Source organism: Kineococcus esterisolvens (assembly GCF_050871405.1).
Classification (GTDB): domain Bacteria; phylum Actinomycetota; class Actinomycetes; order Actinomycetales; family Kineococcaceae; genus Kineococcus.
Genome location: NZ_JBJLRI010000005.1, coordinates 39,102 through 62,279 on the forward strand (window position 1 = coordinate 39,102; position 23,178 = coordinate 62,279).

Annotated in this window: 25 protein-coding genes; 16 read left to right on the forward strand and 9 right to left on the reverse strand. The window is 75.7% G+C overall.

All coding sequences use genetic code 11. The annotated features are described in order from the left end of the window. Positions 1–35: 35 nt before the first annotated feature. A complete protein-coding gene (locus ACRYR8_RS03360; RefSeq protein WP_432482657.1) occupies positions 36–746 on the reverse strand; it encodes a GntR family transcriptional regulator in 711 nt (236 codons plus the stop codon). A 155-nt stretch (positions 747–901) separates the two neighbouring features. Here ACRYR8_RS03360 and ACRYR8_RS03365 point away from each other — a divergent pair, with 155 nt between their 5' ends. Genes ACRYR8_RS03365 through ACRYR8_RS03375 form a run of 3 tightly spaced genes read left to right on the forward strand, consistent with a single transcriptional unit; the run spans position 902 to position 4,002 of the window. Then, complete coding sequence (locus ACRYR8_RS03365) at positions 902–2,395, forward strand: fumarylacetoacetate hydrolase family protein (protein WP_432482658.1); 1,494 nt, start codon at positions 902–904, stop codon at positions 2,393–2,395. 30 nt (positions 2,396–2,425) lie between these two features. Beyond that, complete coding sequence (gene hpaH, locus ACRYR8_RS03370) at positions 2,426–3,211, forward strand: 2-oxo-hept-4-ene-1,7-dioate hydratase (protein ID WP_432482659.1); 786 nt, start codon at positions 2,426–2,428, stop codon at positions 3,209–3,211. Beyond that, positions 3,196–4,002 (forward strand): HpcH/HpaI aldolase family protein, encoded by an 807-nt coding sequence (locus ACRYR8_RS03375; protein WP_432482660.1) that lies wholly within the window; start codon positions 3,196–3,198, stop codon positions 4,000–4,002. Before hpaH ends, ACRYR8_RS03375 begins: the two co-directional genes overlap by 16 nt. Positions 4,003–4,028: 26 nt before the next feature. Here the strand turns inward: ACRYR8_RS03375 and ACRYR8_RS03380 are convergent, their stop codons facing one another. Beyond that, entirely contained in the window at positions 4,029–4,376 is a 348-nt protein-coding gene (locus tag ACRYR8_RS03380) for a cupin domain-containing protein (protein WP_432482661.1), read from the reverse strand. 320 nt (positions 4,377–4,696) lie between these two features. Here ACRYR8_RS03380 and ACRYR8_RS03385 point away from each other — a divergent pair, with 320 nt between their 5' ends. The 3 genes from ACRYR8_RS03385 (at position 4,697) to ACRYR8_RS03395 (ending at position 9,243) form a co-directional block, all read left to right on the forward strand. Beyond that, positions 4,697–5,671, forward strand: coding sequence for a DUF8832 domain-containing protein (locus ACRYR8_RS03385; RefSeq protein WP_432482662.1), 975 nt, complete (start codon positions 4,697–4,699; stop codon positions 5,669–5,671). A gap of 82 nt (positions 5,672–5,753) precedes the next feature. Continuing rightward, the gene (locus ACRYR8_RS03390) at positions 5,754–8,147 is read left to right on the forward strand and encodes a heavy metal translocating P-type ATPase (RefSeq protein WP_432482663.1); all 2,394 of its coding nucleotides are present in this window, start codon (positions 5,754–5,756) and stop codon (positions 8,145–8,147) included. 226 nt (positions 8,148–8,373) lie between these two features. Then, positions 8,374–9,243 carry a methylenetetrahydrofolate reductase gene (locus ACRYR8_RS03395; RefSeq protein WP_432482664.1) on the forward strand — a complete coding sequence of 290 codons (870 nt, stop codon included), beginning with the start codon at positions 8,374–8,376 and terminating at the stop codon, positions 9,241–9,243. Positions 9,244–9,586: 343 nt separating this feature from the next. On the opposite strand, the gene ACRYR8_RS03400 is transcribed toward ACRYR8_RS03395, so the two are convergent. Then, a complete protein-coding gene (locus ACRYR8_RS03400; RefSeq protein ID WP_432482665.1) occupies positions 9,587–10,414 on the reverse strand; it encodes a helix-turn-helix transcriptional regulator in 828 nt (275 codons plus the stop codon). A 76-nt stretch (positions 10,415–10,490) separates the two neighbouring features. Here ACRYR8_RS03400 and ilvD point away from each other — a divergent pair, with 76 nt between their 5' ends. Beyond that, a complete protein-coding gene (ilvD, locus tag ACRYR8_RS03405) occupies positions 10,491–12,359 on the forward strand; it encodes a dihydroxy-acid dehydratase (RefSeq protein ID WP_432482666.1) in 1,869 nt (622 codons plus the stop codon). A gap of 116 nt (positions 12,360–12,475) precedes the next feature. Here ilvD and ACRYR8_RS03410 read toward each other — a convergent pair whose 3' ends face one another. Further along, positions 12,476–13,594 carry a GTP-binding protein gene (locus tag ACRYR8_RS03410; RefSeq protein WP_432482667.1) on the reverse strand — a complete coding sequence of 373 codons (1,119 nt, stop codon included), beginning with the start codon at positions 13,592–13,594 and terminating at the stop codon, positions 12,476–12,478. Between the two features lie 84 nt (positions 13,595–13,678). Between ACRYR8_RS03410 and ACRYR8_RS03415 the strand changes: the two genes are divergently transcribed. Then, complete coding sequence (locus ACRYR8_RS03415; protein ID WP_432482668.1) at positions 13,679–14,101, forward strand: hypothetical protein; 423 nt, start codon at positions 13,679–13,681, stop codon at positions 14,099–14,101. Here the strand turns inward: ACRYR8_RS03415 and ACRYR8_RS03420 are convergent. Then, positions 14,086–14,340, reverse strand: a complete 255-nt coding sequence (locus ACRYR8_RS03420) for a type B 50S ribosomal protein L31 (protein WP_432482669.1) — start codon at positions 14,338–14,340, stop codon at positions 14,086–14,088. The genes ACRYR8_RS03415 and ACRYR8_RS03420 overlap by 16 nt on opposite strands. Positions 14,341–14,421: 81 nt before the next feature. Here ACRYR8_RS03420 and rpmB point away from each other — a divergent pair, with 81 nt between their 5' ends. From rpmB to ACRYR8_RS03460, 8 genes are all read left to right on the forward strand, one after another. Continuing rightward, entirely contained in the window at positions 14,422–14,658 is a 237-nt protein-coding gene (rpmB, locus tag ACRYR8_RS03425; RefSeq protein ID WP_432482670.1) for a 50S ribosomal protein L28, read from the forward strand. Continuing rightward, entirely contained in the window at positions 14,658–14,825 is a 168-nt protein-coding gene (gene rpmG, locus ACRYR8_RS03430) for a 50S ribosomal protein L33 (RefSeq protein ID WP_432482671.1), read from the forward strand. Before rpmB ends, rpmG begins: the two co-directional genes overlap by 1 nt. Before the next feature lie 2 nt (positions 14,826–14,827). Next, positions 14,828–15,133 carry a 30S ribosomal protein S14 gene (rpsN, locus tag ACRYR8_RS03435; RefSeq protein ID WP_432482672.1) on the forward strand — a complete coding sequence of 102 codons (306 nt, stop codon included), beginning with the start codon at positions 14,828–14,830 and terminating at the stop codon, positions 15,131–15,133. A gap of 13 nt (positions 15,134–15,146) precedes the next feature. Then, positions 15,147–15,269, forward strand: coding sequence for a 50S ribosomal protein L36 (locus tag ACRYR8_RS03440; RefSeq protein WP_432482673.1), 123 nt, complete (start codon positions 15,147–15,149; stop codon positions 15,267–15,269). A 112-nt stretch (positions 15,270–15,381) separates the two neighbouring features. Then, positions 15,382–16,191 carry an ATP-binding cassette domain-containing protein gene (locus tag ACRYR8_RS03445; RefSeq protein ID WP_432482674.1) on the forward strand — a complete coding sequence of 270 codons (810 nt, stop codon included), beginning with the start codon at positions 15,382–15,384 and terminating at the stop codon, positions 16,189–16,191. Further along, positions 16,188–16,937: an ABC transporter ATP-binding protein gene (locus tag ACRYR8_RS03450; RefSeq protein WP_432482675.1), complete on the forward strand. Its 750-nt coding sequence runs from the start codon at positions 16,188–16,190 to the stop codon at positions 16,935–16,937. Before ACRYR8_RS03445 ends, ACRYR8_RS03450 begins: the two co-directional genes overlap by 4 nt. 47 nt (positions 16,938–16,984) lie before the next feature. Beyond that, complete coding sequence (locus ACRYR8_RS03455; protein WP_432482676.1) at positions 16,985–18,493, forward strand: ABC transporter substrate-binding protein; 1,509 nt, start codon at positions 16,985–16,987, stop codon at positions 18,491–18,493. Between the two features lie 11 nt (positions 18,494–18,504). Then, positions 18,505–20,292: an ABC transporter permease subunit gene (locus tag ACRYR8_RS03460; RefSeq protein ID WP_432482677.1), complete on the forward strand. Its 1,788-nt coding sequence runs from the start codon at positions 18,505–18,507 to the stop codon at positions 20,290–20,292. Here ACRYR8_RS03460 and ACRYR8_RS03465 read toward each other — a convergent pair. The 4 genes from ACRYR8_RS03465 to ACRYR8_RS03480 form a co-directional block, all read right to left on the reverse strand. Then, positions 20,195–21,445, reverse strand: a complete 1,251-nt coding sequence (locus ACRYR8_RS03465; RefSeq protein WP_432482678.1) for an MFS transporter — start codon at positions 21,443–21,445, stop codon at positions 20,195–20,197. The two genes, ACRYR8_RS03460 and ACRYR8_RS03465, sit on opposite strands and share 98 nt — an antisense overlap. A 32-nt stretch (positions 21,446–21,477) precedes the next feature. After that, the gene (locus tag ACRYR8_RS03470; protein WP_432482679.1) at positions 21,478–21,993 is read right to left on the reverse strand and encodes a GtrA family protein; all 516 of its coding nucleotides are present in this window, start codon (positions 21,991–21,993) and stop codon (positions 21,478–21,480) included. Positions 21,994–22,147: 154 nt separating this feature from the next. After that, the gene (locus ACRYR8_RS03475; RefSeq protein WP_432482680.1) at positions 22,148–22,306 is read right to left on the reverse strand and encodes a hypothetical protein; all 159 of its coding nucleotides are present in this window, start codon (positions 22,304–22,306) and stop codon (positions 22,148–22,150) included. 94 nt (positions 22,307–22,400) lie between these two features. Next, positions 22,401–23,084, reverse strand: a complete 684-nt coding sequence (locus ACRYR8_RS03480) for a ThuA domain-containing protein (protein WP_432482681.1) — start codon at positions 23,082–23,084, stop codon at positions 22,401–22,403. Between the last annotated feature and the right edge of the window lie 94 nt (positions 23,085–23,178).

The following is a 23,178-nucleotide window of genomic DNA, read 5'->3' on the forward strand; positions in this document are numbered from 1 at the left end:
CTGGTCGTCGTCGGGGAGCGTCGCGGGGCGGCGGGTCAGCCGGGCGGGCGGACCTCGGGGGGGTGGGCGGCTTCGTGGGCGAGCACCGCCGTGAGGGTGGCCGCGCGGTGCGCGCGGGCGGCCTGCTCGACGGCGGCGGGGTCGGCGCCGGAGGCGATGAGCTCGATGAGCCCGTCGTGCTCGGCGACGGACCGGCGGGTGCGCTCGGGGACCATCGAGAACACGCTGGTGCGCAACGTGCTCAGCCGGCGCCAACCGCGGTCGACGAGGTCGAGCAGGTGCGGGTTGGGGCAGGGAGCGGCCAGCGTCCGGTGCAGCCGCTGGTTGAGCTGGGTGAAGCGCTGGGTGTCGAAGTCCCCGCGGGTCAGTCCGCGCAGCTCGGCGCGCATGAGCTCGTTGAGCCGGCGCGCCTCCTGCAGGTCGTCGGCGGTCAGCAGCGGGACGGCCTGCCCGACGGCCGCCCCCTCGACGACGGCGAGGGTCTCCATGGTCCAGCGGTACTCCACGGGGTCCAGGCCGCGGACGGTGGCGCCGACGTTGCGCTCGAACTCGACGAGGTCCTCCGCCTCCAGGCGCCGGACGGCCTCCCGGACCGGCACCGAGGAGGAGCCCAGCTCCTTGGCCAGCGCCCCCAGGACGAGCCGGTACCCGGGCGTGTACTGCCCCGAGAGGATCCGCTCGCGGATCAGCTCGTAGGCCGTTTCCACCTTGGACGTGGCGGCCCCGGCGACGGGTCCAGGGGTCATCAGCGCTGCCTCCACGTCGTCGTCAGGGCACCTAGCGGATCAACATCGTATATCTTAATGTACACGCAGGGACCGTCAAGGTTCTGCCGCGAGGTCCCGCTGCACGTGCGGCACGATCGCGTGCGACCCCGGCCACGAACGTCAGGAGAGCGTCGATGACGACCCAGCCCGACCACGACCCGCGTTTCGCCGCCCTCCCCGCCGGTCGCCCCGGCAAGGTGGTGGCCGTCCACCTCAGCTACGCCTCCCGGGCCGACCAGCGGGGCCGGCGACCCGCCGCCCCCTCCTACTTCCTCAAGCCCTCGAGCTCCCTCGCCGCCGGCGGCGGCACGGTCGAACGGCCGGCGGGCACGGAACTCCTGGCTTTCGAGGGGGAGATCGCCCTGGTCATCGGCGAACCGGCCCGACGCGTGCCCGTCGAGCAGGCGTGGCGGCACGTCTCGCACGTCACCGCGGCCAACGACCTCGGGCTGTACGACCTGCGCGCCAACGACAAGGGCTCCAACGTCCGCTCCAAGGGCGGCGACGGCTTCACCCCCCTGGGGCCGCGGCTCATCGACGCCTCGGACCTCGACCCCGCGGCGATCCGGGTCCGCACGTGGGTGAACGGCACCCCGGCACAGGACGACACCAGCGCGGCCGTGCTCTTCCCGCTGCCGCAGATCGTCGCCGACCTCTCCCAGCACTTCACGCTCGAGACCGGCGACGTGATCCTGACCGGGACGCCCGCCGGGTCCAGCGTCGTCGTCCCCGGCGACGTCGTCGAGGTCGAGGTCGACGTCGTGGGTGGTGCGCGCGCCGGCGCCACCTCCGGGCGACTGGTGACGACCGTCGTCCAGGGCGAGCACGCCTTCGACGCCGACCTCGGCTCGCTGCCCGCCGTCGACGACGAGCAGCGCGTGGAGGCGTGGGGCTCGCGCGAGGCGGCCGGCCTGCCGCCGGCGGCCGCACCCGGCCTCGACGACGACCTGCGCGCCAAGCTGGAGAGGACCCCGGTGGCCGCCCTGTCGGCGCAGCTGCGCAAGCGGGGCCTGAACAACGTCAGCATCGACGGCGTGCACCCGACCCACCCCGACCGCAAGCTCGTCGGGACGGCGAAGACGCTGCGGTTCGTGCCGAACCGCGAGGACCTCTTCGCCTCGCACGGCGGTGGTTTCAACGCCCAGAAGCGGGCCTTCGACGCCGTCGAGCCCGGCGAGGTCCTCGTCATCGAGGCCCGCGGCGAGTCCGGCTCGGGAACCCTCGGCGACATCCTCGCCATCCGGGCCAACGCCCGGGGAGCGGCGGGCATCGTGACCGACGGCGGTGTGCGCGACGCCGACGCCGTGGCTGCCGTGGGTCTTCCCGTGTACTCCCGCGGAGCCCACCCCGCCGTCCTGGGCCGCAAGCACGTCCCGTGGGACGTCGACGTCACCATCGCCTGCGGCGGGGCCGCGGTGCAGCCCGGGGACGTCATCGTCGGCGACTCCGACGGGGTCGTCGTCGTCCCCCGCGCCCTCGCCGAGGAGGTCGTCGACGCCGCCCTCGCGCAGGAGCAGGAGGACGCCTGGATCGCCCAGCAGGTCGCTGCGGGCAACCCCGTCGACGGGCTGTTCCCCATGAACGCGCAGTGGCGGCAGAAGTACGCCGAGCGCGACGGCGCCCGCTGAGCCGAACCCCACGACTGGAGGAGGACGTCGATGTTGCCCCCCGAGACGATCACGGCGATCGCCGACGAGCTCGCCGCCGCCGAGCGCGACCGCACCACGGTGCCCCTGCTCACCGCCCGCCACCCCGGCATGGCCGTCGAGGACTCCTACGCCGTGCAGGCCGAGTGGCGCCGACGGGCCATCGCCGCCGGCCGCCGCCCCGTCGGCCGGAAGATCGGCCTGACCTCGAAGGTCATGCAGGTGGCCACCGGCATCACCGAGCCGGACTACGGAGCGATCTTCGCCGACATGGTGTTCGAGAACGGCAGCACCATCGAGCACGCCCGCTTCTCCAACGTCCGCATCGAGGTGGAGCTCGCGTTCGTCCTGCGCGAGCCGCTCTCCGGCCCCCACGTCTCGATCTTCGACGTGCTGCGCGCCACGGAGTACGTCGTCCCCGCGCTGGAGGTCCTGTCCTCGAGGATCGAGATGCGGGGCAGGACGATCGTCGACACGATCAGCGACAACGCCGCCATGGGCGGCATGGTCGTCGGCGGTAACCCGGTGGCCCCCGACGCCGTCGACCTGCGCTGGGTCTCGGCCCTGCTCTACCGCAACGAGACCATCGAGGAGTCGGGCGTCGCGGCGGCCGTCCTCAACCACCCCGCCAGCGGCGTCGCGTGGCTGGCGCAGAAGCTGGCCCAGCACGACGACCACCTGGCGGCCGGGGAGGTCGTCCTCGCCGGCTCGTTCACCCGGCCGGTGTGGGTGCACCCCGGGGACACCGTGCTCGCCGACTACGGAAGGCTGGGGACGATCTCGTGCCGCTTCGCCTGAACCCCACGCTGAGGGACCGGCTGGGCGCCACCGACCGTGCGCTGTTCGGCGGCTGGGTCTGCTCCGGCTCCCCCGTCATGGCCGAGATCATGGCCGGGTCCGGTCTGGACTGGGTGCTCATCGACATGGAGCACGCCCCGAACGGGCTGGAGTCCACCCTCGCCCAGCTCCACGCCGTCTCGGGCTACCCCGTGACGCCCGTCGTGCGCGTACCCGCCGCGGACGACGTCCTGCTCAAGCAGGTGCTGGACCTGGGAGCCCAGACCGTCCTGGTCCCCATGGTCTCCACCGCCGAGCAGGCCCGTGCCGCGGTCGCGGCCACGCAGTACCCGCCCGCCGGGCGCCGGGGCGTGGGCAGCGCACTGGCCCGCTCGGCCCGGTGGAACCGGGTCGACGGCTACCTGCGGAACGCCGCGGAGCACGTGTCCGTCGTCGTGCAGGTCGAGACCGCAGAAGGTGTCGAGAACGCCGGGGAGATCGCCGCGACGCCGGGCATCGACGGCGTCTTCGTCGGCCCCAGCGACCTCGCGGCGTCCATGGGCCTGCTCGGCGCTCAGACGCACCCGGACGTCGTGGCCGCCGCGCACCGGGCTCTGCGGGCCGTGATCGCCGCCGGCAAGCCCGTGGGGGTCAACGCCTTCGACCCCGGAGCCGCTCGCGCCTACGCCGCCGCCGGAGCACGCTTCGTGCTGGTGGGCGCCGACGTCGCCCTCGTGGCCAGGGCGTCGGAGCAGCTCGCGACCGAGTTCATCGCGACGTCCGGGGAGGACGCCCAGCGCCCCTCGTACTGAGGTCCGCGGACCGGGTGCGCCTCCGCTCAGCCGGAGGGCCAGCGGATCGTGATCGTGGTCGTCTCCTGCGTCTGCGAGGACTCCCACGTGTGCGACTCCCCGGGGTACCAGATGACGTAGTCCCCGGACTCGCGCAGCACCGCCTCACCCCCACGGAACTTGATCCGCTGGGCACCGCTCACCAGCACGCACAGCGACGTCTGCCGCTCCGGCTGCGTCCACTCGTCGTCCCGGGAGCCGGGGGCCAGGCGCGCCCACTTCACCTCCACGTCACCGCTGGCGAGCTCCGGTGCGCGCCCGGCCTTGAAGTGCCCGACGAGCCAGCCCCCGTCATCGGCGCCGTCGACGTCCGCGTTGCCCGCGTGCCAGCTCACGCCCACGATCCTGCCGCTGGCTGCGCCCGCCGACCAGCCGGCCCTCGACTGCACGAGCCTGCGGCTGCTCCACCGGAATACCCCGGGGCCGCGCGCGTTGCAGGATGTACCCCCAGGGGGTACCGACGAGTCGAAGGGAGGCCGGTCATGACCACGACCGAGCACGCCGTCAGCAGCGCGGCGCACGGACGCTGCGCCGGGGTGGTGACCGCCGGGGTCACCGGGACCCCGGACGTCACCGGTGCCCGGGGGGACGCGGGCGCCGTCAGGGCGACCGCCCAGCGCGGCCGGCCGGCGCGGACCCCGGGGAGGTGGTCCCGGTGAACACCCCCACCAAGCTCGGCGCCTTCGGCCTCGGCCTGCTCGTCGTCTTCGGTGCCGCGGCCGGCATCGGCGCCGCCGTCGGGCCCGTCGGCCCGGCCACGGCCCCCCACGGCAGCGCCACGCACACCGGTCCGCACGAGGAGCCCCCGGCGGCTGCCGCGCAGGGCGCTCCCACCGCGACCGGCGCGGCCCTGCCCGGCGGCCTGCAGGTCTCCCAGGACGGCTACACCCTCGACGTGCCCGGCGAGCTGCCGGCCGGTTCGGCCACGCCGCTGTCGTTCCGGGTCCTGGGTCCCGACGGGCGCCCGGTGACCGCCTACGACACCGCCCACGACGAGGACCTCCACCTGATCGCGGTGCGCCGGGACCTGACCGGCTACCAGCACGTGCACCCGCGGCTGTCGGACGACGGCACCTGGTCGGTCCCGCTGGACCTGACCGCCGGCACCTGGCGGGTGTTCGCCGACTTCGACCCCGCCGGCGAGGACGCCGCGCTCGTGCTGGGCGCCGACGTCGCCGTCGCCGGCGACCACGAACCCCGGCCGCTGCCCGCCCCGTCGACCACCGCCGAGGTCGACGGGTACACCGTGACCCTCGACGGGCAGCTGCTCGCGGGCCGGGAGAGCGAGCTGACGTTGTCCGTCAGCCGCGACGGCGGACCGGTCGGCGACCTGCAGCCCTACCTGGGCGCCTACGGGCACCTGGTCGCCCTGCGCGCCGGCGACCTGGCCCACCTGCACGTGCACCCGGCCGGTGGGCCCGGGGACGGCACCACCGCACCCGGCCCGGACGTCACCTTCCACGCCACCGCCCCCTCGGCAGGCGCCTACCGGTTGTTCCTGGACTTCCAGCACGGCGACGTCGTGCGCACCGCCGAGTTCACCGTCCACGTCGGCGGGACCGCGAGCGCGAGCGGTGCCGGCACCGCTGAGGACACCGGCGACGACGGCCACGAGCACGACCACGGCTGAGGTCACGACCAGGGTGAGGACCACGGCCGGGTCCACGGCCGGGTCCTCCACCGCTCCCGAGCACCGCCGGAGGAAGAACGAGATGGGATCCGCGACTCAGAGGACGACCCCGCCGGCGGCGACCGGCACGAGCCAGGTCGAGCTGGTGATCGGCGGGATGACCTGCGCCTCGTGCGCGGCCCGCGTCGAGAAGAAGCTGAACAAGCTCGACGGCGTCGTCGCCACCGTCAACTACGCCACCGAGAAGGCGCGGGTCAGCTTCGGCGGCGACCTCACCCCCGCCGACCTCATCGCCACGGTCGAGAAGACCGGGTACACCGCCGAACTGCCCCCGCCCCCGGAGGCCGGGACCGACGCGGAGCGGGCGAACGGCCCGGCACCCGACGACCACGTCCGCGGCCTGCGGCAGCGGCTCGTCGTCTCCGCGGTCCTCAGCGCCCCCGTCATCGCGGCGGCGATGGTCCCGGCGCTGCAGTTCACCCACTGGCAGTGGCTGTCGCTGACCCTGGCCGCACCGGTGGTGGTGTGGGGTGCTTGGCCGTTCCACAGGGCGGCGTGGACCAACCTGCGCCACGGCGCCTCCACCATGGACACCCTCGTCTCCCTGGGCACCCTCGCCGCGCTGGCCTGGTCGCTGTACGCGCTGTTCCTCGGCACCGCCGGCGAACCCGGGATGACGCACCCCTTCGAGCTGACCGTCGCGCGCACCGACGGCTCGGCCAACATCTACCTCGAGGCGGCCGCCGGGGTCACCACGTTCATCCTCGCCGGGCGCTACTTCGAGGCGCGTTCCAAGCGCCGGGCCGGCGCCGCGCTGCGCGCCCTGCTCGAACTGGGCGCCAAGGAGGTCTCGGTGCTGCGCGGCGGCGTCGAGGCGCGGATCCCCGCCGACCAGCTGGCCGTCGGGGACCTGTTCGTCGTCCGCCCCGGGGAGAAGATCGCCACCGACGGCGTCATCGCCGAAGGCTCCTCGGCCGTGGACGCCTCGATGCTCACCGGCGAGTCCGTGCCGGTCGAGGTCGGCACCGGCGACGCCGTCGTCGGCGCCACCGTCAACGCCGGCGGCCGGCTCGTCGTCCGGGCCACCAGCATCGGCGCCGACACCCAGCTGGCGCAGATGGCGCGCCTGGTCGAGGACGCCCAGAACGGCAAGGCCGAGGTGCAGCGCCTGGCCGACCGGGTCTCCGGGGTTTTCGTGCCCGTCGTCATCGCCCTCGCCGTGGCCACCCTCGGCTTCTGGATCGGCACCGGTGGCGGGCCGGCCGCCGCCTTCACCGCCGCGGTCGCCGTGCTGATCATCGCCTGCCCCTGCGCGCTTGGCCTCGCCACCCCGACCGCGCTGATGGTCGGCACCGGCCGCGGCGCCCAGCTGGGCATCCTGATCAAGGGCCCCGAGGTGCTGGAGAACACCCGCAGGGTCGACACCGTCGTGCTGGACAAGACCGGCACCGTCACCACCGGGAAGATGACCCTGCTCGACGTCGTCCCCGCCGCCGGTGAGGACCCGCTCCAGGTGCTGCGGCTCGCGGGTGCGCTGGAGGACGCCTCCGAGCACCCCGTCGCCCGGGCCGTCGCCGAGGGCGCCCGGGACCGGGTCGGCACCCTGCCGGCCGTGGAGGGCTTCACCAACGTCGAGGGCTTGGGCGTGCAGGGCGTCGTCACCACCGACGGGCGGAGCCACGCGGTGCTCGTCGGGCGCCCCCGGCTGCTGGCCGAGCGGTCCCAGCAGCTCGACGACGACCTGGAACGGGCGAGGGCCGCGGCCGAGGCCGAGGGGAGGACCGCGGTCGCGGTCGGCTGGGACGGCGCCGCCCGCGGCGTCCTGGTGGTCGCCGACGCCGTCAAGGAGACCTCCGCCGAGGCCGTCCGCCGGCTGCGGGGCCTGGGCCTGACCCCGGTGCTGCTGACCGGCGACAACGCCACCCTCGCCCGCTCGGTCGCGCAGGCGGTCGGCATCGCCCCCGGCCCCGAGACCGTGATCGCCGAGGTGCTGCCCGCCGACAAGGTCGACGTCGTCAAGCGGCTGCAGGCGCGGGGCAGGGTCGTGGCGATGGTCGGCGACGGCGTCAACGACGCGGCCGCCCTGGCCCAGGCCGACCTGGGCCTGGCCATGGGCACGGGCACCGACGTGGCGATCGAGGCCAGCGACCTCACCCTGGTCCGCGGTGACCTGCGGGCCGCCGCCGACGCCATCCGGCTCTCGCGCAGGACGCTGGGCACCATCAAGGGCAACCTGTTCTGGGCCTTCGCCTACAACGTCGCCGCCCTGCCGCTGGCCGCCGCCGGCCTGCTCAACCCGATGCTCGCGGGTGCGGCGATGGCGTTCTCCTCGGTGTTCGTGGTCTCCAACAGCCTGCGGCTGCGCCGCTTCAAGGCCCTCGCCGACGACCCGGCCGACGGAGGAGCCGGGGCTGCCGCCGGCGGCTCCAGCACGACGGGTCCGCGGTCGGGCAGGCAAGGCGGTTCATCCCGGTGACCAGTCGCGGTCTCATCACCAGCGACGGGGTTCCCTTGCGCAACGGCGAGGACAGCCACACCCTCACCGGGGTGCCGGCCACCCAGGACGGGGTGAAGCACCGCGCACGCGCCGGCGACCACGACGTCGCCTTCGAGACCCACCCCGACTCCTGGTTCCGGCCGGTTGGAGGACCGCCGCGCCCCACGAGCAGTGCGCACGGCACCATGACCACCCGAGGAGCATCGTGGAAGCAGTTCACCCCGAACCCGGTGCAGCACTGCACGACGTGTTGCAGGACTTCTCCCTGGAGATGACGGGAAAGGACGTCCCCCGACTGCAGGAGGCTCGTGCCGCGATCCCGCCCGGCACGCGGATCAACGTCACCCACCTGGCCAACGAGGACCTGCAGATGCGCGTCGCGGCGGCCGAGGCCGTCCGCGACTGCGGCTTCGTCCCCGTGCCGCACATCTCCGCGCGCCGACTGGAGTCCGCTCAGGAGCTCCAGACGTTCCTGGAGGCGCTGCAGCGGGCCGGCGCCAGCAGCGACGTCTTCGTCGTGGGTGGCGACCCGCCCACACCGGCAGGACCGTACGAGGACTCCCTGGCGGTGATCCGCTCCGGGTTGCTGCAGCAGCACGGCGTCCGGCACGTCAGCGTCAGCGGGTACCCCGAAGGTCATCCGGACATCACCGACCCCGTCCTGTGGCAGGCCATCGAGGCCAAGGCCACCGCCCTGCGCGAGCAGGGCCTGCGCGGGAGCGTCACCACCCAGTTCGGCTTCGACGTCGACCCGGTGTTCACCTGGCTGGAGGAGGTTCGCGCTCGAGGCATCGACCTGCCGGTGCGCATCGGCGTACCCGGCCCGGCCGGGATCCGACGCCTGCTGGGCTACGCCCAGCGCTTCGGCGTGGGCACCAGCGCAGGCATCGCGAAGAAGTACGGCTTCTCCATCACCAACCTCGTGGGAACCGCAGGACCGGCCACCTTCGTCCGGACCCTGACCGAGCGCTACGACCCTCAGCGCCACGGCGGTCTGCGCCTGCACTTCTACACCTTCGGCGGTCTGAAGGCCACGTCCGAGTGGATCGGCGAGTTCCGGGGGGAGCGGCAGTGACCACCACCCAGACCCCGCCCGCGCGTGGCGGTGCCGCCGGCGGCGAGAACCCGGTCCGTCCGGTCGTGCACGGACCGGACCGGGGTCTTCGACGCGGTGACCTCGGTGCAGAGCGAGCACGGCACGAACACCGTCCCCCTGGACCAGTTCTCCGACGACCGCCCAGGGCGGGTGGCGATCCTCGCCGGGGCACGCGCTGCGGCGGGCGTGCGCGGGCTCATCGGGCCGAGCACGCCGAGCCCGGCACCACGGTCTTCGACGTCGGCACCCACCGCACCGGGAACGGGCTCCGCGGTGACGTGCGGTTCGAGCAGGTGCGCCCGCGGCGTCCCTCCCGGCGTCCTCACAGCAGCGTCGCCCACCGCGCCGGCGTGCACCCGTCGTCGATCGGCGTGTACACCACGACCTGCAGGTCGGGGTGGTCGGCGGGCGTCAGCTGGTGGTGCTCGAGCCGCAGGTCGCCGGTGCGCGGGTGGTGGAACAGCCGCTCGCGGGAGGTGAAGCCGCGCACGTCGTGGTCGCTCCAGCCCGCCTCGAAGCGCGCGCTGGCCGAGCGCAGCCGCTGCACGAGCGCGGCGACGCCGGTCTCCCCCAGCCGGGGGCCGGCCTCGGCGCGGAACTCCGCCAGGAAGCGGCGGCTGTCCTCCTCCCAGCGCGGCAGCAGTCGGCGCACGGACGGGTCGGTGAAGACCAGCCACAACAGGTTGCGGTCCTCGTCGGCCACCTCGGCGATGCCGGGGTAGAGCGCGGCGTAGGCGGCGTTCCACCCGACGATGTGCCAGTCCGAGGCGATCGCGAAGGCGGCCAGGCCCACCTGGGCGTCCAGCAGGCGCTGCACGTGCGCGGGTGCCGTGCGCGGCGCGGCGGCCGCGGACGGCCTGGGCGCTGAGTAGCCCGCCAGGGAGAGCACGTACGCGTGCTCGGCCTCCGACAGCCGCAGGGTGCGCGCGAGGGCGTCCAGCACCTGCCGGGAGGGGTGGGTGTCGCGGCCCTGCTCCAGCCAGGTGTACCAGGTCACCGAGACGCCGGAGAGCGCCGCGACCTCCTCGCGGCGCAGACCCGGGCTGCGCCGGCGCGGCCCGGCCGGCAGGCCGAGGTCGGCCGGTCCGAGCTGGCCGCGTCGACTGCGGAGCAGGGCCCCCAGTTCGCCCCGCCGGGTCTCGCCGCTCACCACCCCATCCTAGTAGTGGCAGCACTAGCACCAGCGCCGTCTTCCGGTCGGCGCAGCGGTCCCGCACCGTGGTCCCGTGCCCCCCTTGAGGTCCCGGACCGTCACCCACGGCCGCAACATGGCCGGCGCCCGCGCGCTGCTTCGCGCCGCCGGCGTGGCGCGCGAGGACTTCGGCAAGCCGATCGTCGCCGTCGCCAACAGCTTCACCGAGTTCGTCCCCGGCCACACCCACCTGCAACCGGTGGGCCGCATCGTCTCCGACGCCGTCAAGGCCGCGGGCGGGGTGCCGCGCGAGTTCAACACGATCGCCGTCGACGACGGCATCGCGATGGGCCACGACGGCATGCTGTACTCGCTGCCCTCGCGCGACCTGATCGCGGACTCGGTCGAGTACATGGTCGAGGCGCACCGCGCCGACGCGCTGATCTGCATCAGCAACTGCGACAAGATCACCCCGGGCATGCTCATGGCCGCGCTGCGCCTGAACATCCCCACCGTGTTCGTCTCCGGCGGCCCCATGGAGGGCGGTAGCGCCGTCCTGGTCGACGGGACCGTGCGCAGCCGGCTGAACCTCGTCTCCGCCATCGCGGACGCCGTGAACACCGAGGTCTCCGACGCCGACATCGCCCGCATCGAGGAAGCGGCCTGCCCCACCTGCGGCTCCTGCTCGGGCATGTTCACCGCGAACTCCATGAACTGCCTCACCGAGGCCCTCGGCCTGGCGCTGCCCGGCAACGGCTCGATCCTGGCCACGCACACCGCTCGCCGGAAGCTGTACGAGGACGCGGGGAGCACCGTCGTGGACATCGCGAAGCGGTACTACGACCAGGACGACGCCACCGTCCTGCCCCGCGACGTCGCCTCCCGCGCCGCGTTCGACAACGCCATGTCGCTGGACATCGCGATGGGCGGCTCCACCAACACCATCCTGCACCTGCTGGCCGCCGCCCAGGAGGCCGGGCTGGACTACACCCTCGCCGACATCGAGCAGCGCTCGCGGACCGTGCCGTGCCTGACGAAGGTCGCCCCCAACGGCACGTACCTCATGGAGGACGTGCACCGCGCCGGGGGCATCCCCGCGATCCTCGGCGAGCTGGACCGCGCCGGCCTGCTCGACCACGACGTCACCACGGTGCACTCGGCCTCGGTCGAGGAGTGGCTGAAGAACTGGGACGTGCGCGGCGGTTCGCCCTCCCCCGAGGCCGTGGAGATGTTCCACGCCGCTCCGGGGTGCGTGCGCTCGGCGCAGGCGTTCTCGCAGTCCGAGCGATGGGAGAGCCTCGACCTGGACGCCGAGGGCGGTTGCATCCGCGACGTCGCCCACGCGCACTCCGCCGACGGCGGCCTGGCGGTGCTGCGCGGCAACCTCTCCCCCGACGGCGCCGTCGTGAAGACCGCCGGCGTGGACGAGTCGATCTGGACGTTCTCCGGCCCGGCCGTCGTGGTCGAGTCCCAGGAGGACGCCGTCGAGGCGATCCTCACCGGCCGCATCACCGCGGGCGACGTGGTGGTCATCCGCTACGAGGGTCCCCGCGGCGGGCCGGGCATGCAGGAGATGCTGTACCCCACCTCGTACCTGAAGGGCCGCGGCCTGGGGAAGGTGTGCGCGCTCATCACCGACGGCCGCTTCTCCGGCGGCACCTCCGGTCTGTCCATCGGGCACGTCTCCCCCGAGGCCGCCGCCGGCGGCACCATCGCCCTCGTCGAGGACGGCGACACCGTCGTCATCGACATCCCGAACCGCGTGCTGCGGCTGGACGTGCCCGACGAGGTCCTCGCGCAGCGCCGCGCCGCCCTCGAAGCGGGCCGGGGCTACCGCCCGGCGGCGGCACGCCCCCGCAGGGTCTCCTCGGCGCTGAAGGCGTACGCGGCACTGGCGCTCTCGGCGGACAAGGGCGCCGTGCGCGACGTCGGCCGGTTCGAGGCGAGCGCCCCGCCGCGCTGAACCCCACCGGTGGCGTGAGCCACCGGTCCGCCCGCCGCCCCCCCTCGCGGGCGCGGGGCGCGGCGGGCGGAGGGCGGCCGGGCCGGCAGGCGGTAGCGCACCGGCCGGGCGGAGTCTCACTCGACCACGACGCCGGGGTCGGCGGGGTGCCCGGCGCGCGACCCCAGCCACGGCTCGAACCCGTCCTCACCGCCACCCGGGGCGCAGGATCGGGCGCGCTCGCGCTCCTCCCGCTCGGTGGTCAGCACGGCGGTGAAGGCGCGGCGCAGCCGGTCGCGGTCGTCGGCCCGGGTGCCGGTGACGACGAGGTGGGTGCGGCGCTCCCCCGGGCCCCAGGTGCCCAGGTCGCCGATGCTCAGCTGGCCACCGGCGCCGTCCCACGCGCACACCGTGCTCGGCCGGGTGGACAGCCAGAAGGTCCCGCGGGCCCGCAGCCGCCCGGCGCCGAGGTCCTCGACGCGCTCCAGCAACCGGCCGGGGTGGAAGGCGCGCGGGGAGGTGAGCTCCAGCGTCCACACCTCCGCGGTGTCGGCGACGGGATGGCGGCGCGCGGCGCGCAGGTCGCTGCGGGGGCCGGCGCCGCGCGCGGTGCGCAGGGTTCGGGTCAGCGCGGCACCGTCGGTCCGCCCCAGCGGGGTCACCGGCACCCGGGGCCCGCACAGGTGGCGCAGCAGGGTCGCGGCGCGCGGCGCGAGCGCGGTGTCGGTGAGCACCAGGTCCGCCTCGTCGAGCTGGTGGGCCAGCACCTCGCCCAGGGCGCGGTCGTCGTCCTCGCCGGCCGCCAGGCCGCGCTCGGCCAGCAGGGCGTCGCCGAGCAGGTCGTCCTCGAGGCTCGCCCCGCTCACCGCGGCGACCACGCCCCGGACGGCGACGCACCCGGCGCTCTCCCCGCCGACGGCCAGGGCCTGGACCAGGGCGGTGGGCTCGGCGCCCACCGGCAGCGCGAGGACCAGCGAGCGCCAGCGGCCGGAGGCGGCGACGGCCGAGACGGTCGGCAGGACGTCCTCGCGCTGCGCGCAGTCGAGGCAGGTGTGCTCCAGCGGCACCACCACGTCCTCGACGACGCCCGAGAGGTCGCTGACCACCCGGCGCAGGCCGTCGGCGGCGGTGGGTCCCAGGTCGTAGCGCAGCACGGCCGCGCCGGGCACGTCGCACACGACCGCCGCGGTGGCCACGTCGCGCAGCACCGGGTCGAGGGAGGTCACGACGGTGACGGGCAGCGGGTGGGGGTGCACACGAACCTCCTATTGAGAACGTTTCTCGTCTAGAGTCGACCGTACCAGTCCGCGCCAGCCCCGAGACGACCCCCGGAGGACCCCGTGCACGCCTCGCCCCGCCCTTCGCCCCGCACCACGCCCCGCACCGCGCCGACCGGCCCGGGCGACTCCGTCGGGTGGGTGTTCGTGGCGCACCCGGAGGTGGGCCTGCTGCACCGGCTGCGCCGCGTCGTGCGGGGCTCGAGGGCGCTGGTGCTCGTGCACCTGGACGCCGGGACCGTCCTGCCGTTCCGCGCCCAGGTGGGGGTGGGTCTGCAGGAAGCACCCTCCGCACCGACCCGGGTGCTGTGCTTCGGCCGGCTCGGGGCCACGGAGGTCGCCGCGCTGCTGACCTGGCTGGCCGGGCCCGCACCCGACCTGGCGACCGCCCCCGCGGGCCTGCACCACCGGATCGCCGTGGGGCAGGCCGCGGGCGCGCCCCGCGCGGTGAGCGGGACCCGCGGGGCCGGTCAGCGGCGCCCGTAGCGACGGCGGAACTTCTCCACGCGCCCCTCGGAGTCCAGCACCCGGGCGGTGCCCGTCCAGAAGGGGTGGCTGGCGGCCGAGACGTCCACGTCGAAGACCGGGTGGGTGGCGCCGTCCTCCCACTCGACGGTGGGCAGGTCACCGCGCCCGGCGAGCGTGGAGCGCGACAGGAACGCGGTTCCGGCGGACTTGTCGCGGAACACCACGAACCCGTAGGCGGGGTGCAGGTCCTTCTTCACGGTTCTCCTCCTCGATGATGTTGAGACTCATTGTCGATAGTAGGGTGCACGGGAACCGCACCCCACCGGAGGGAGACACGCATGTCCGCCCGCTGCCAGGTCACCGGGGCCGTCCCGGGCTTCGGCAAGTCCGTCTCGCACTCGCACCGGCGCACCAGCCGGCGCTTCGACCCCAACGTCCAGCGCAAGAAGTACTCCGTGCCCTCGCTGGGGCGCACCGTGACGCTCACGCTGTCCGCGCGCGGCATCAGGACGATCGACCGCCGCGGCATCGAGGCGGTCCTGGCCGACCTGCGCACCCGCGGGGAGGCGTTCTGATGGCGAAGCCCCAGGACGTGCGCCCGGTCATCAAGCTCCGCTCCACCGCGGGCACGGGCTACACGTACGTCACCCGCAAGAACCGCCGCAACGACCCGGACCGCATGGTCGTCCGCAAGTACGACCCCGTGCTGCGCCGGCACGTCGACTTCCGCGAGGAGCGCTGAGCGTGGCGAAGAAGAGCGCGATCGCGAAGAACGACCAGCGCCGCGCCGTCGTCGAGCGCCACGCCGAGCGCCGCGCGCAGCTCAAGCGCGCCGCGCTCGACGCGAGCGCGAGCGAGGAGCAGCGGGCCGCCGCCCGCCTGGCGCTGCAGCGCCTGCCGCGCGACGCCAGCCCCACCCGGGTGCGCAACCGCGACGCCGTCGACGGCCGTCCCCGCGGGACCCTGCGCACGTTCGGGATCTCACGCGTCCGGCTGCGGGAGATGGCCCACGCGGGCGAGCTGCCCGGCGTCACGAAGTCCAGCTGGTGAGAGGAGCAGGACGGTGAAGGTGCGCGCGTCCCTCAAGAGCCTGAAGCGGAAGGAGGGTTCCATCGTCGTGCGGCGGCACGGCAAGGTCCACGTGGTCAACAGGCGCAACCCCCGCTGGAAGGCGCGGCAGGGCTGACGGGCACCCCTCACCGGGCCGCGGCGCCGGGCGGCCCGGTGAGGGTGAGAAGCATTACCGTCATCGTCTACAGTTGCGGTGCTCGACACCACCCCCGCCTGGAGGACCCGACGTGACGCTGCTCGACGTGCGCGCCCTGCGCGTGCGGGGCGCCGCGGGCCACCTGGTGCACGGGGTCGACCTCGCGGTCGGCGCCGGCCGTCGCGTCGCCGTGCTCGGGCCCTCCGGCTCGGGCAAGTCGCTCACCGCCGCCGCCGTGCTGGGACTGCTGCCGCCGGCGCTGCGCGCCACGGGGAGCGTGCGCCTCGACGGGGAGGAGGTCCTCGGCGTGCCCGCCGCGCGCCGCGCCGCGCGGCTGCGCCCGGGAACGGTGCGCCAGGACTCCGCCGGCGCGCTGCACCCCCTGCTGCCGGTCGGGCGCCAGCTGGCGCTGCCGGTGCCCGGCACGCGCCGCGCCGCGCGCACCGCGGTGCTCGAGACCCTGCGCGCGCTGGGGTTCCGCGAACCCGCGCGGATCGCCGCCGCGCTGCCCTCGGAGCTGTCCGGCGGGCAGCGCCAGCGCGTCTGCCTGGCCCTGGCCCTGGCCACGCCCTCGGCGCTGCTGGTGGCCGACGAGCCCACCACCGCCCTCGACGTCGTCACCCAGGCCGGGGTGCTGGACCTGCTGCGCGAGCGCACCGGTCCCGGCCCCGGGCGCGCGCTGCTCCTCGTCACCCACGACGTCGCCGTGGCCGCCGCGCTGTGCGAGGAGGTCGTCGTCCTGGACGAGGGGCGCGTGGTCGAGCACGCCCCGCTGGAGCACTTCCTGGCCGCGCCGGCGCACGAGCGCACCCGCGAACTGCTCACCGCGGCCCGCGCCGTCGAGCGGCACCTGCCCACCCGCCCCGGCGCCTCCGCGGGCGCACGCGCGGTGACGTCGTGACGCTGCTGACGTGCACCGGCCTGTCCCGGCACGTGCTGCGCGAGGTGGACCTGAGCATCGCCCCGGGCGAGCGGGTGGGCCTGGTCGGCGAGTCCGGCGCCGGCAAGACGACCCTGCTGCGGGCGCTGCTGGCGCTGGAGGACCCCGACGCGGGAACCGTGACCTGCGAGGGGCGCGCCGTCCGGCCGGGCCCGGCGCGACGGCTGCGCTGGTACCGCCGCCTCGTGCAGCACGTCCCCCAGGACCCCGCCACGACGCTCGACCCCCGCGCGAGCGCGCGCGAGCTGGTGGCGCTGCCGGTGCACCGCCTGGGCACGCCCGGGGAGCGCGGTCGCGCCGCCCGGCTCGTCGAGGACGCGCTCGACCTCGTCGGCCTGCCCGCCGACCGCCGCGACGCCCGCCCCCGGGAGCTCTCCGGCGGCCAGGCGCAGCGGGTCGCCATCGCCCGCGCCCTGGTGCTGCACCCGCGGCTGCTGCTGGCCGACGAACCCGTCAGCGGGCTGGACCTGCCGCTGCGCGCCCTCGTGCTGGACACCCTGCGCAGCGTCTCCGAGCAGCGCGGCAGCGCCCTGCTCCTGGTCTCGCACGACGTCGCGGCCGTCGCCGCGCTGTGCGAACGCACCCTCGTGCTCGCCGACGGCCGCGTGGTGGAGGACGCCCCCACCGCCGAACTGCTCGTCACCCCGCGGCACCCGGCCGCCCGCGCCCTCGTGGACGCCGTGCCCCTGCTGCCCGACCTGCCCTGAACCCGGCGAAACCCCTCACCCCCGCCCCCGAGCCCTGGAGGAAACCGGTGCGCGTCCGCTCCACCCTGCCCGTCGTCGGCGTCAGCGCCCTGCTCCTGTCCGGTTGCTTCTCCGCCCCGCAGGGCGGCGGTCCCACCGGCGCCGCCGCGGCCGGCGGTGAGCGGATCAGCGTCGTCCACATGCAGCCGCCGCGCTCGGGGCTGACCCCGTTCAGCGACGACGCGTTCAAGCTGTCGCGCTGGTCGACCGCCGAGACCCTCGTCGCGCTCGACGAGGCCGGCGACGCCCGGCCCGCGCTGGCCACCGCCTGGGAGCAGGTCGCCCCGAGCACGTGGCGCTTCGAGCTGCGCGAGGGCGTGACGTTCCACGACGGCACCGACCTGACGACCGAGCAGGTCGTCGCGGCGCTGACCGCCGCCACGCGGGCCAGCCCGAAGCCCCGCATCCTCGACGGCGTGGAGATGACCGTCGAGGCCGACCCGGCCGACCCCGCCGGCGCCGTGCTCGTGCGCACCGCCGACGTGGACCCCCTCGTGCCGCAACGCCTCTCCAGCCCGCAGCTGTCGATCCTGGCCGCTGCCGCGTACCGCCCCGACGGCACCGTCGACCCCGTCGGCCACGGCACCGGCCCGTTCGAGCTCGTCGCCGTGGACGGCACCTCCAGCGCCACGCTGGACCGCTACGACGGCTACTGGGGCGGGGTCGCGAGCGCCGCCGGGATCGACGTGGCCTTCGTGCCCGACGGCACCGCCCGCGCTGCCGCCCTGCGCACCGGCACGGCCGACGTCGTGGAGGCCGTGCCCGTCTCGCAGGCCTCCCTGCTGGACGAGGACCAGGTCTTCGAGGTGCCGATGCCGCGCACGAACACGCTCTACCTGAACACCGAGCGCGGCGCGTTCACCGACCCCGCGGTCCGCGCCGCCGCCCGCGACGCGGTCGACCGAGGGACGATCGTGGACACCGTCTACGAGGGCCGCGCCGACGTCGCGCAGGGCCTGCTCGGCCCGGCGCTGCCGTGGGCGGCCGAGGGCCGGCCGGAACGCACCGAGACCCCCGCGGGCGACCCCGCGGGCGCGGAGGTCGTGCTGGCGACGTTCACCGACCGCGCCGAGCTGCCCGAGGTCGCGGTGCAGCTGCAGCAGCAGCTGGAGGCCGCCGGCTTCACCGTGCGCCAGGTGGTGCGCGAGTACTCGCAGATCGAGTCCGACGCGCTGGCCGGTGCGTTCGACGCGTTCATCCTGTCGCGCGCGACCGTCCTGGACTCCGGGGACCCGGTCGCCTACATGTACTCCGACTTCGCCTGCGAGGGGTCGTTCAACATCGCGCAGCTGTGCGACCCGGCGATCGACGCCGCCCTGCAGCGCGCCGCGCAGACCCCCACGGGCGAGGCGCGCCGCGCGGCGATCCTCGAGGCCGAGCGGCTGGTGCTGGAGTCCGACGCGGCGATCCCGATGCTGCACGAGCGCGTGGTCCAGGGCGAGTCCGGCGACTTCACCGGCGTGGCGCGCGACTCCCGCGAGCGCGAGCTCGTCACCGCCGAGACCGCTCCCCGCTGATGCGCCCGCCGGTGCCGCTCGCCCCCCGGACCCTGGTGCGCCCGCTCTCGCGGGTGCTGACCGTCGTCGCCGTCGTCGCCGTCGTCGGCCTGCTGCCGTGGCTGTCCGGGCGCGACCCGGCGCTCACCGTGCTGCGCGGGCGCTCCGCCGAGCAGGAGGCCACGCCGGAGGCGCTGGCGGCGGTGCGCGAGCAGCTCGGCCTGGCCGACGGCCCGCTGGCCCTGCTGGTCCGCTGGGCCGGCGGCGCGGTGCGCGGCGACCTCGGCACCTCCTGGGTCAGCGGCGCCGAGGTGCTGCCCGGGGTGCTGTCGGCGCTGGGGGTCTCGGTGACGCTCATGGCGTTCTCCTTCGCCGTGGTGCTGGCCGTGACCGCCGCCGTGGTGGCCCCGTCCCTGGCGGGCGTGCTGCGCGGTGCGCCGCGGCGCACCTCGGGCGCCGCCGCGGCGGCGCTGACCGCGCTGCCGGAGTTCCTGCTGGCCACCGCGCTGCTCGTCGTGCTGGCCGTGTGGGTGGGCTGGTTCCCGCCCTACGGCTGGTCGGGGTGGTCCAGCGCGGTGCTGCCGGCGCTGGCGATGGGCCTGCCCGCCGGCGGCCTCGTGGGCCGGCTCATCGCCGACGCGGTCGCCACCTCCGGCGCGGAGGCGTGGGTGACGACGTGGACGGCTGCGGGCGCCCCGCGCGGTGCGCTGGCTCGCGGGGTGCTGCTGCGGGCGGTGCCGCCGGTGCTGCCGCAGGTGGGCCTGGTGGTCGTCGGGCTGGTCGGCGGGGCGGTCGCGGTCGAGCGGGTCTTCGCGATCCCCGGCCTGGGCCGCACCACGTTGGGGGCGGCGCAGACGCAGGACCTGCCGGTGCTGCAGGCCGGGATGCTCGCGCTCATCGCGCTGGGCGCGCTGCTCGGCGTGGCGACCGACCTGGTGCGCCGCCTCGTCCTGGGCCGCGCCGCGCGCGCCGGCGGGCTGGTGATCCCCTCCTCCGGGCACGCGGTGCGCGGCCGGGACCGGCTCGTGCCGCTGGCCGCGCTGGTGCTCCTCGCCGCCCTCGTGGTGGGCGGGTTCGCCGGGGACCCCTACGCCGCCGACCGCGGGCGGCTCACCGCGCCGTCGGCGGACCTGCTGCTGGGCGCCGACGCCTCCGGTCGCGACCTGCTGGCCCGGCTCGGGCAGGGCGCCGGCACCACGATCGCCACCGCGGTGCTGGTCTGCCTGGCCAGCTACGTCGTGGGCCTGCTGGCGGGGCTCACGCCCGACCTGACCGCCGGGCCGGTGGAGGTCGCCAACGCCGCTCCCCCGGTGATCTCCGGGCTGTTCGTCGCCGCCGTCACCGGGCCGTCGGCCACCGGCGCCGCGATCGCCGTGCTGCTGGTCAGCTGGGCCCCCCTGGCCTCGCACACCTCCGCGCTGGTGGCCGAGGCGAACGCGCAACCGCACGTGCGGGTGCTGCCCGTGCTGGGTGTCGGACGGGCACGGGCCCTGCTCGTGCACGTGCTGCCGATGGTCGCCGGGCCGGTGCTGCGCAACGCGTTCCTGCGCCTGCCGGGCGTCGCGCTGGCCCTGGCGGGGCTCGGTTTCCTGGGACTGGGCCCGCAGCCGCCGACGCCCGACTGGGGCCTGGTGCTCGCCGAGGGCGTGCCGTACGTCGAGCGCGCCCCGTGGGTCGTGCTGGCGCCGGCCGCCTCGCTGGTGGCGCTGTCGGTGCTGGCGGTCAGCGCCTCGGCGCTGGCACCGGCACCGCGCGGGCGAGGACGGCGAGACCGGCGGCCGACGCCAGCGGCAGCAGCGCCAGCAGTGCCCACGGCGTGACGGCGCCGGGTTCGAGCAGCGCACCGGCTCCCGCCGAGCCCAGCAGGACCGCCAGCCCGCCGGCGGAGGCCAGGGCCCCGTAGTGGGCGCCGACGTGCCGCTCACCGGCCAGCGGAGGGACGAGGTCGCGCGCCACCGGCCCCGCCAGCGCCGAGCCCAGGTGCAGCAGCACCACGAAACCCGCCGCGGGGGCCAGGGCGGGCACCCACCCCGGCACGGGCAGCGCGATCGCGGCGGCCACCAGGGCGAACGCGGCGGCGGTGACGGTGAACCCCAGCGGCAGCGCGGTCGCCGGCCCGCGCCGGCGCGCCCAGCGGGCCAGCGGCACCTGCAGGCAGACGGTCACGACGGCCGCCAGCACGAACGCGGCTCCCAGCGCTTCCTGCGAGCCGGTGGCGCGCTCCAGCTCCACCGGCAGGGCCAGGTACATCTGGTTGTAGGCCAGCAGGAGCGTCGAGTACAGGCCCGTGAACACCAGGAACCGGCGGTTCCGCAGGACCGCGCCCCACCCCGCGGACACCGACACCTCCCGCGGCGCCCCAGCACCCTCGCGCGGGGCCCACCGGGCGTTGGCCGCGAGCACCACGGCGAAGATCGCCGCGGCGACCAGGCAGGTGGTGGTGAAGTCCACCCCCAGCAGCGCCGCGCCCAGTGCCGGGCCGAGCAGGGAGCCGACCTTGCCGACGACGGCGTCCAGCGCGAACAGCTCCGCGCGGGTGACGCCGCCGGCGTCCTCCAGGCGCCGGCCCTCGTGGGCCAGTCCGGTCTCCACCGCCGGGGAGAACAGGGCGGCCGCGAAACCCGTCAGCACCGTCCCGGCGAACACACCGGGCAGCGACGTCGCCCACCCCAGCACGCAGAAACCGGCGATGCGCACCGCGCAACCGGTCAGGAGCACGCGGCGCACGCCGAAGCGGTCCGTCAGGGCACCGCCGATGAGGAACAGCCCCTGCTGGCTGAAGGTGCGCACCCCGAGCACGACGCCGACGAGCCAGCCCGCGATCACCAGGTCCTGCGACAGGTGCACGGCCAGGAAGGGCACGACGAGGTAGAAACCGACGTTGAAGGCGAGCTGGCTGGCCAGCAGCAGGCGCACGCCGGCGGGCAGGCGCCGCCACGATCCCCGCCGCCGCTCGGTCGAGGGTTCGCTCACGCGGCGGGGTCGGGACGGGTCACAGCCCGACGCTACCCACCGGGACGCCCCTGCCGGGGAACGGCCACCGGGCTGCGCAGCACCGATCGCAGCACGAGGAAGTTGACCAGGCCGACCAGCCCGGTCACGACGTGCACGACCAGCAGCCCGCTGAGGTCGCCCGCCCCCGGCACCAGGTGGTGCCACGCGGTCAGCGCCGAGGTGCTCAGCACCAGGCCGGCGACCGCCGCGGCGCCACCGACGCCGTGCCCGGCGAACCAGGGGGTGCCCGGTGCGGCGCGGAAGGTGAACCGGCGGTGCAGCTCGTTGGCCACGAGCGTGGAGACCACCGTGGCGGACACGTTCACCGCAGCCACGGGGAGCGGCGCCCACGCCCCCAGCAGCAGGAACACCACCGCGTGGGCGGCGTTGCCGGCCAGGCCGGCCAGCACGAAGCGCGGCAGCGCCCGCCCCCCGGGGGCCCGCCGGGGCGCTGCCGGCACGCACGGGGCGGACGGGGTGCGTTCCGGGGAGGTGGGCGCCGGTGCGTCGCGGGTAGCGGTGTCCACGGCACCACCCTCACGCACGGGGGGTGCCCACCGCGTCCTCCCCCGGCACGGTCCTCACGTCCACCCGGCGGTGGACCCGACGACGTGCCGCGTCCACCGACCGTGACGACCGGGGCGGCACCCCGCCACGCGCCCGGGAGCAGCGGTGGGGCGCTCAGCCCTGCGTCGCCGGTCCCACGTCCTCCTGGCTCCCGGGGTCGGGCACCCCGCTGACCACGCGGGTGCCCTCCACCGCCGCCTGCGGCGAGCCGCCCACGGCGGACAGCGCCGCGATCAGCGCGGCGAAGGTCAGCGTGGTCGCGGTGGTGCGCATGCGGTCCCCCTGGTGACGGCGTCGTCCGGTGCCGGTGCAACGCGCGGGCCCCCGCCCCGTGTTCCACGACGTCCCACCGGGTTCCAGCGGCTCGTCACGCCCGGTGGGCGCCGAGCAGCCAGGCGACCTCGCGCTGCAGCAGCCCCCGCCGCGAGGGGCTGTCGTAGGAGCGGGGGTCGTGGCCGAGCGCGTCGTACAGCACGCGGCCCGGACCGCCGGACTGCCACACGACCGGGTGCTCGGTGCCGTCGTGCTCGGTGGTCAGCAGGACCCGCGTCCCCGGCTCGGGCTCCAGCAGGCAGTAGCGCTCGTCGAACGCCTCGACGGCGTCGAGACCGGCGGTGACGGGGTGCTCCTCGCCCGGGACGGGGCGGAAGGTCGCCGGCCCGATGGGCGGGTGCGTCGAGCGCCCGGGGACCCACCGGCCGCCGACGAGCGCCGCCCAGCCGGGGGCGTCGGTGAAGGTGTTCGCGGCCTGGTGCAGGGCGAGCAGCGGGACCCCCTCCCCGGTGACGAACGCGGCGAGCCTCGCGTGGAACGGCGCCCACGCCTCGTCGTCGCCGTCCCAGCCGGGGTCGACCCGGCCCGTGCCGGCGACGACGGCGAGCAGGGCGAGCCCGTCGGCGTCGTCGAGCGCGGCCGGGGCCGTGCCGCGCACCTCGGGCTCCAGCCCCGCCGCGGCCAGCGCACCCGCCAGCAGGTGCCCGGTGGCCGCGTCGTCGTGCCACCGGTCCTGGTAGCGGCCGCGGCCCACGAGCACCAGCGCCCGTCCGGTCATCGGGGTCCTCCTCGTCGTCGCCCGCTGCGTCGCCGCACGCTGCGTCGTCGCCTCCCGCCGCACCGTACGGGAAGGGGGCGCGGGGACGGCGCGG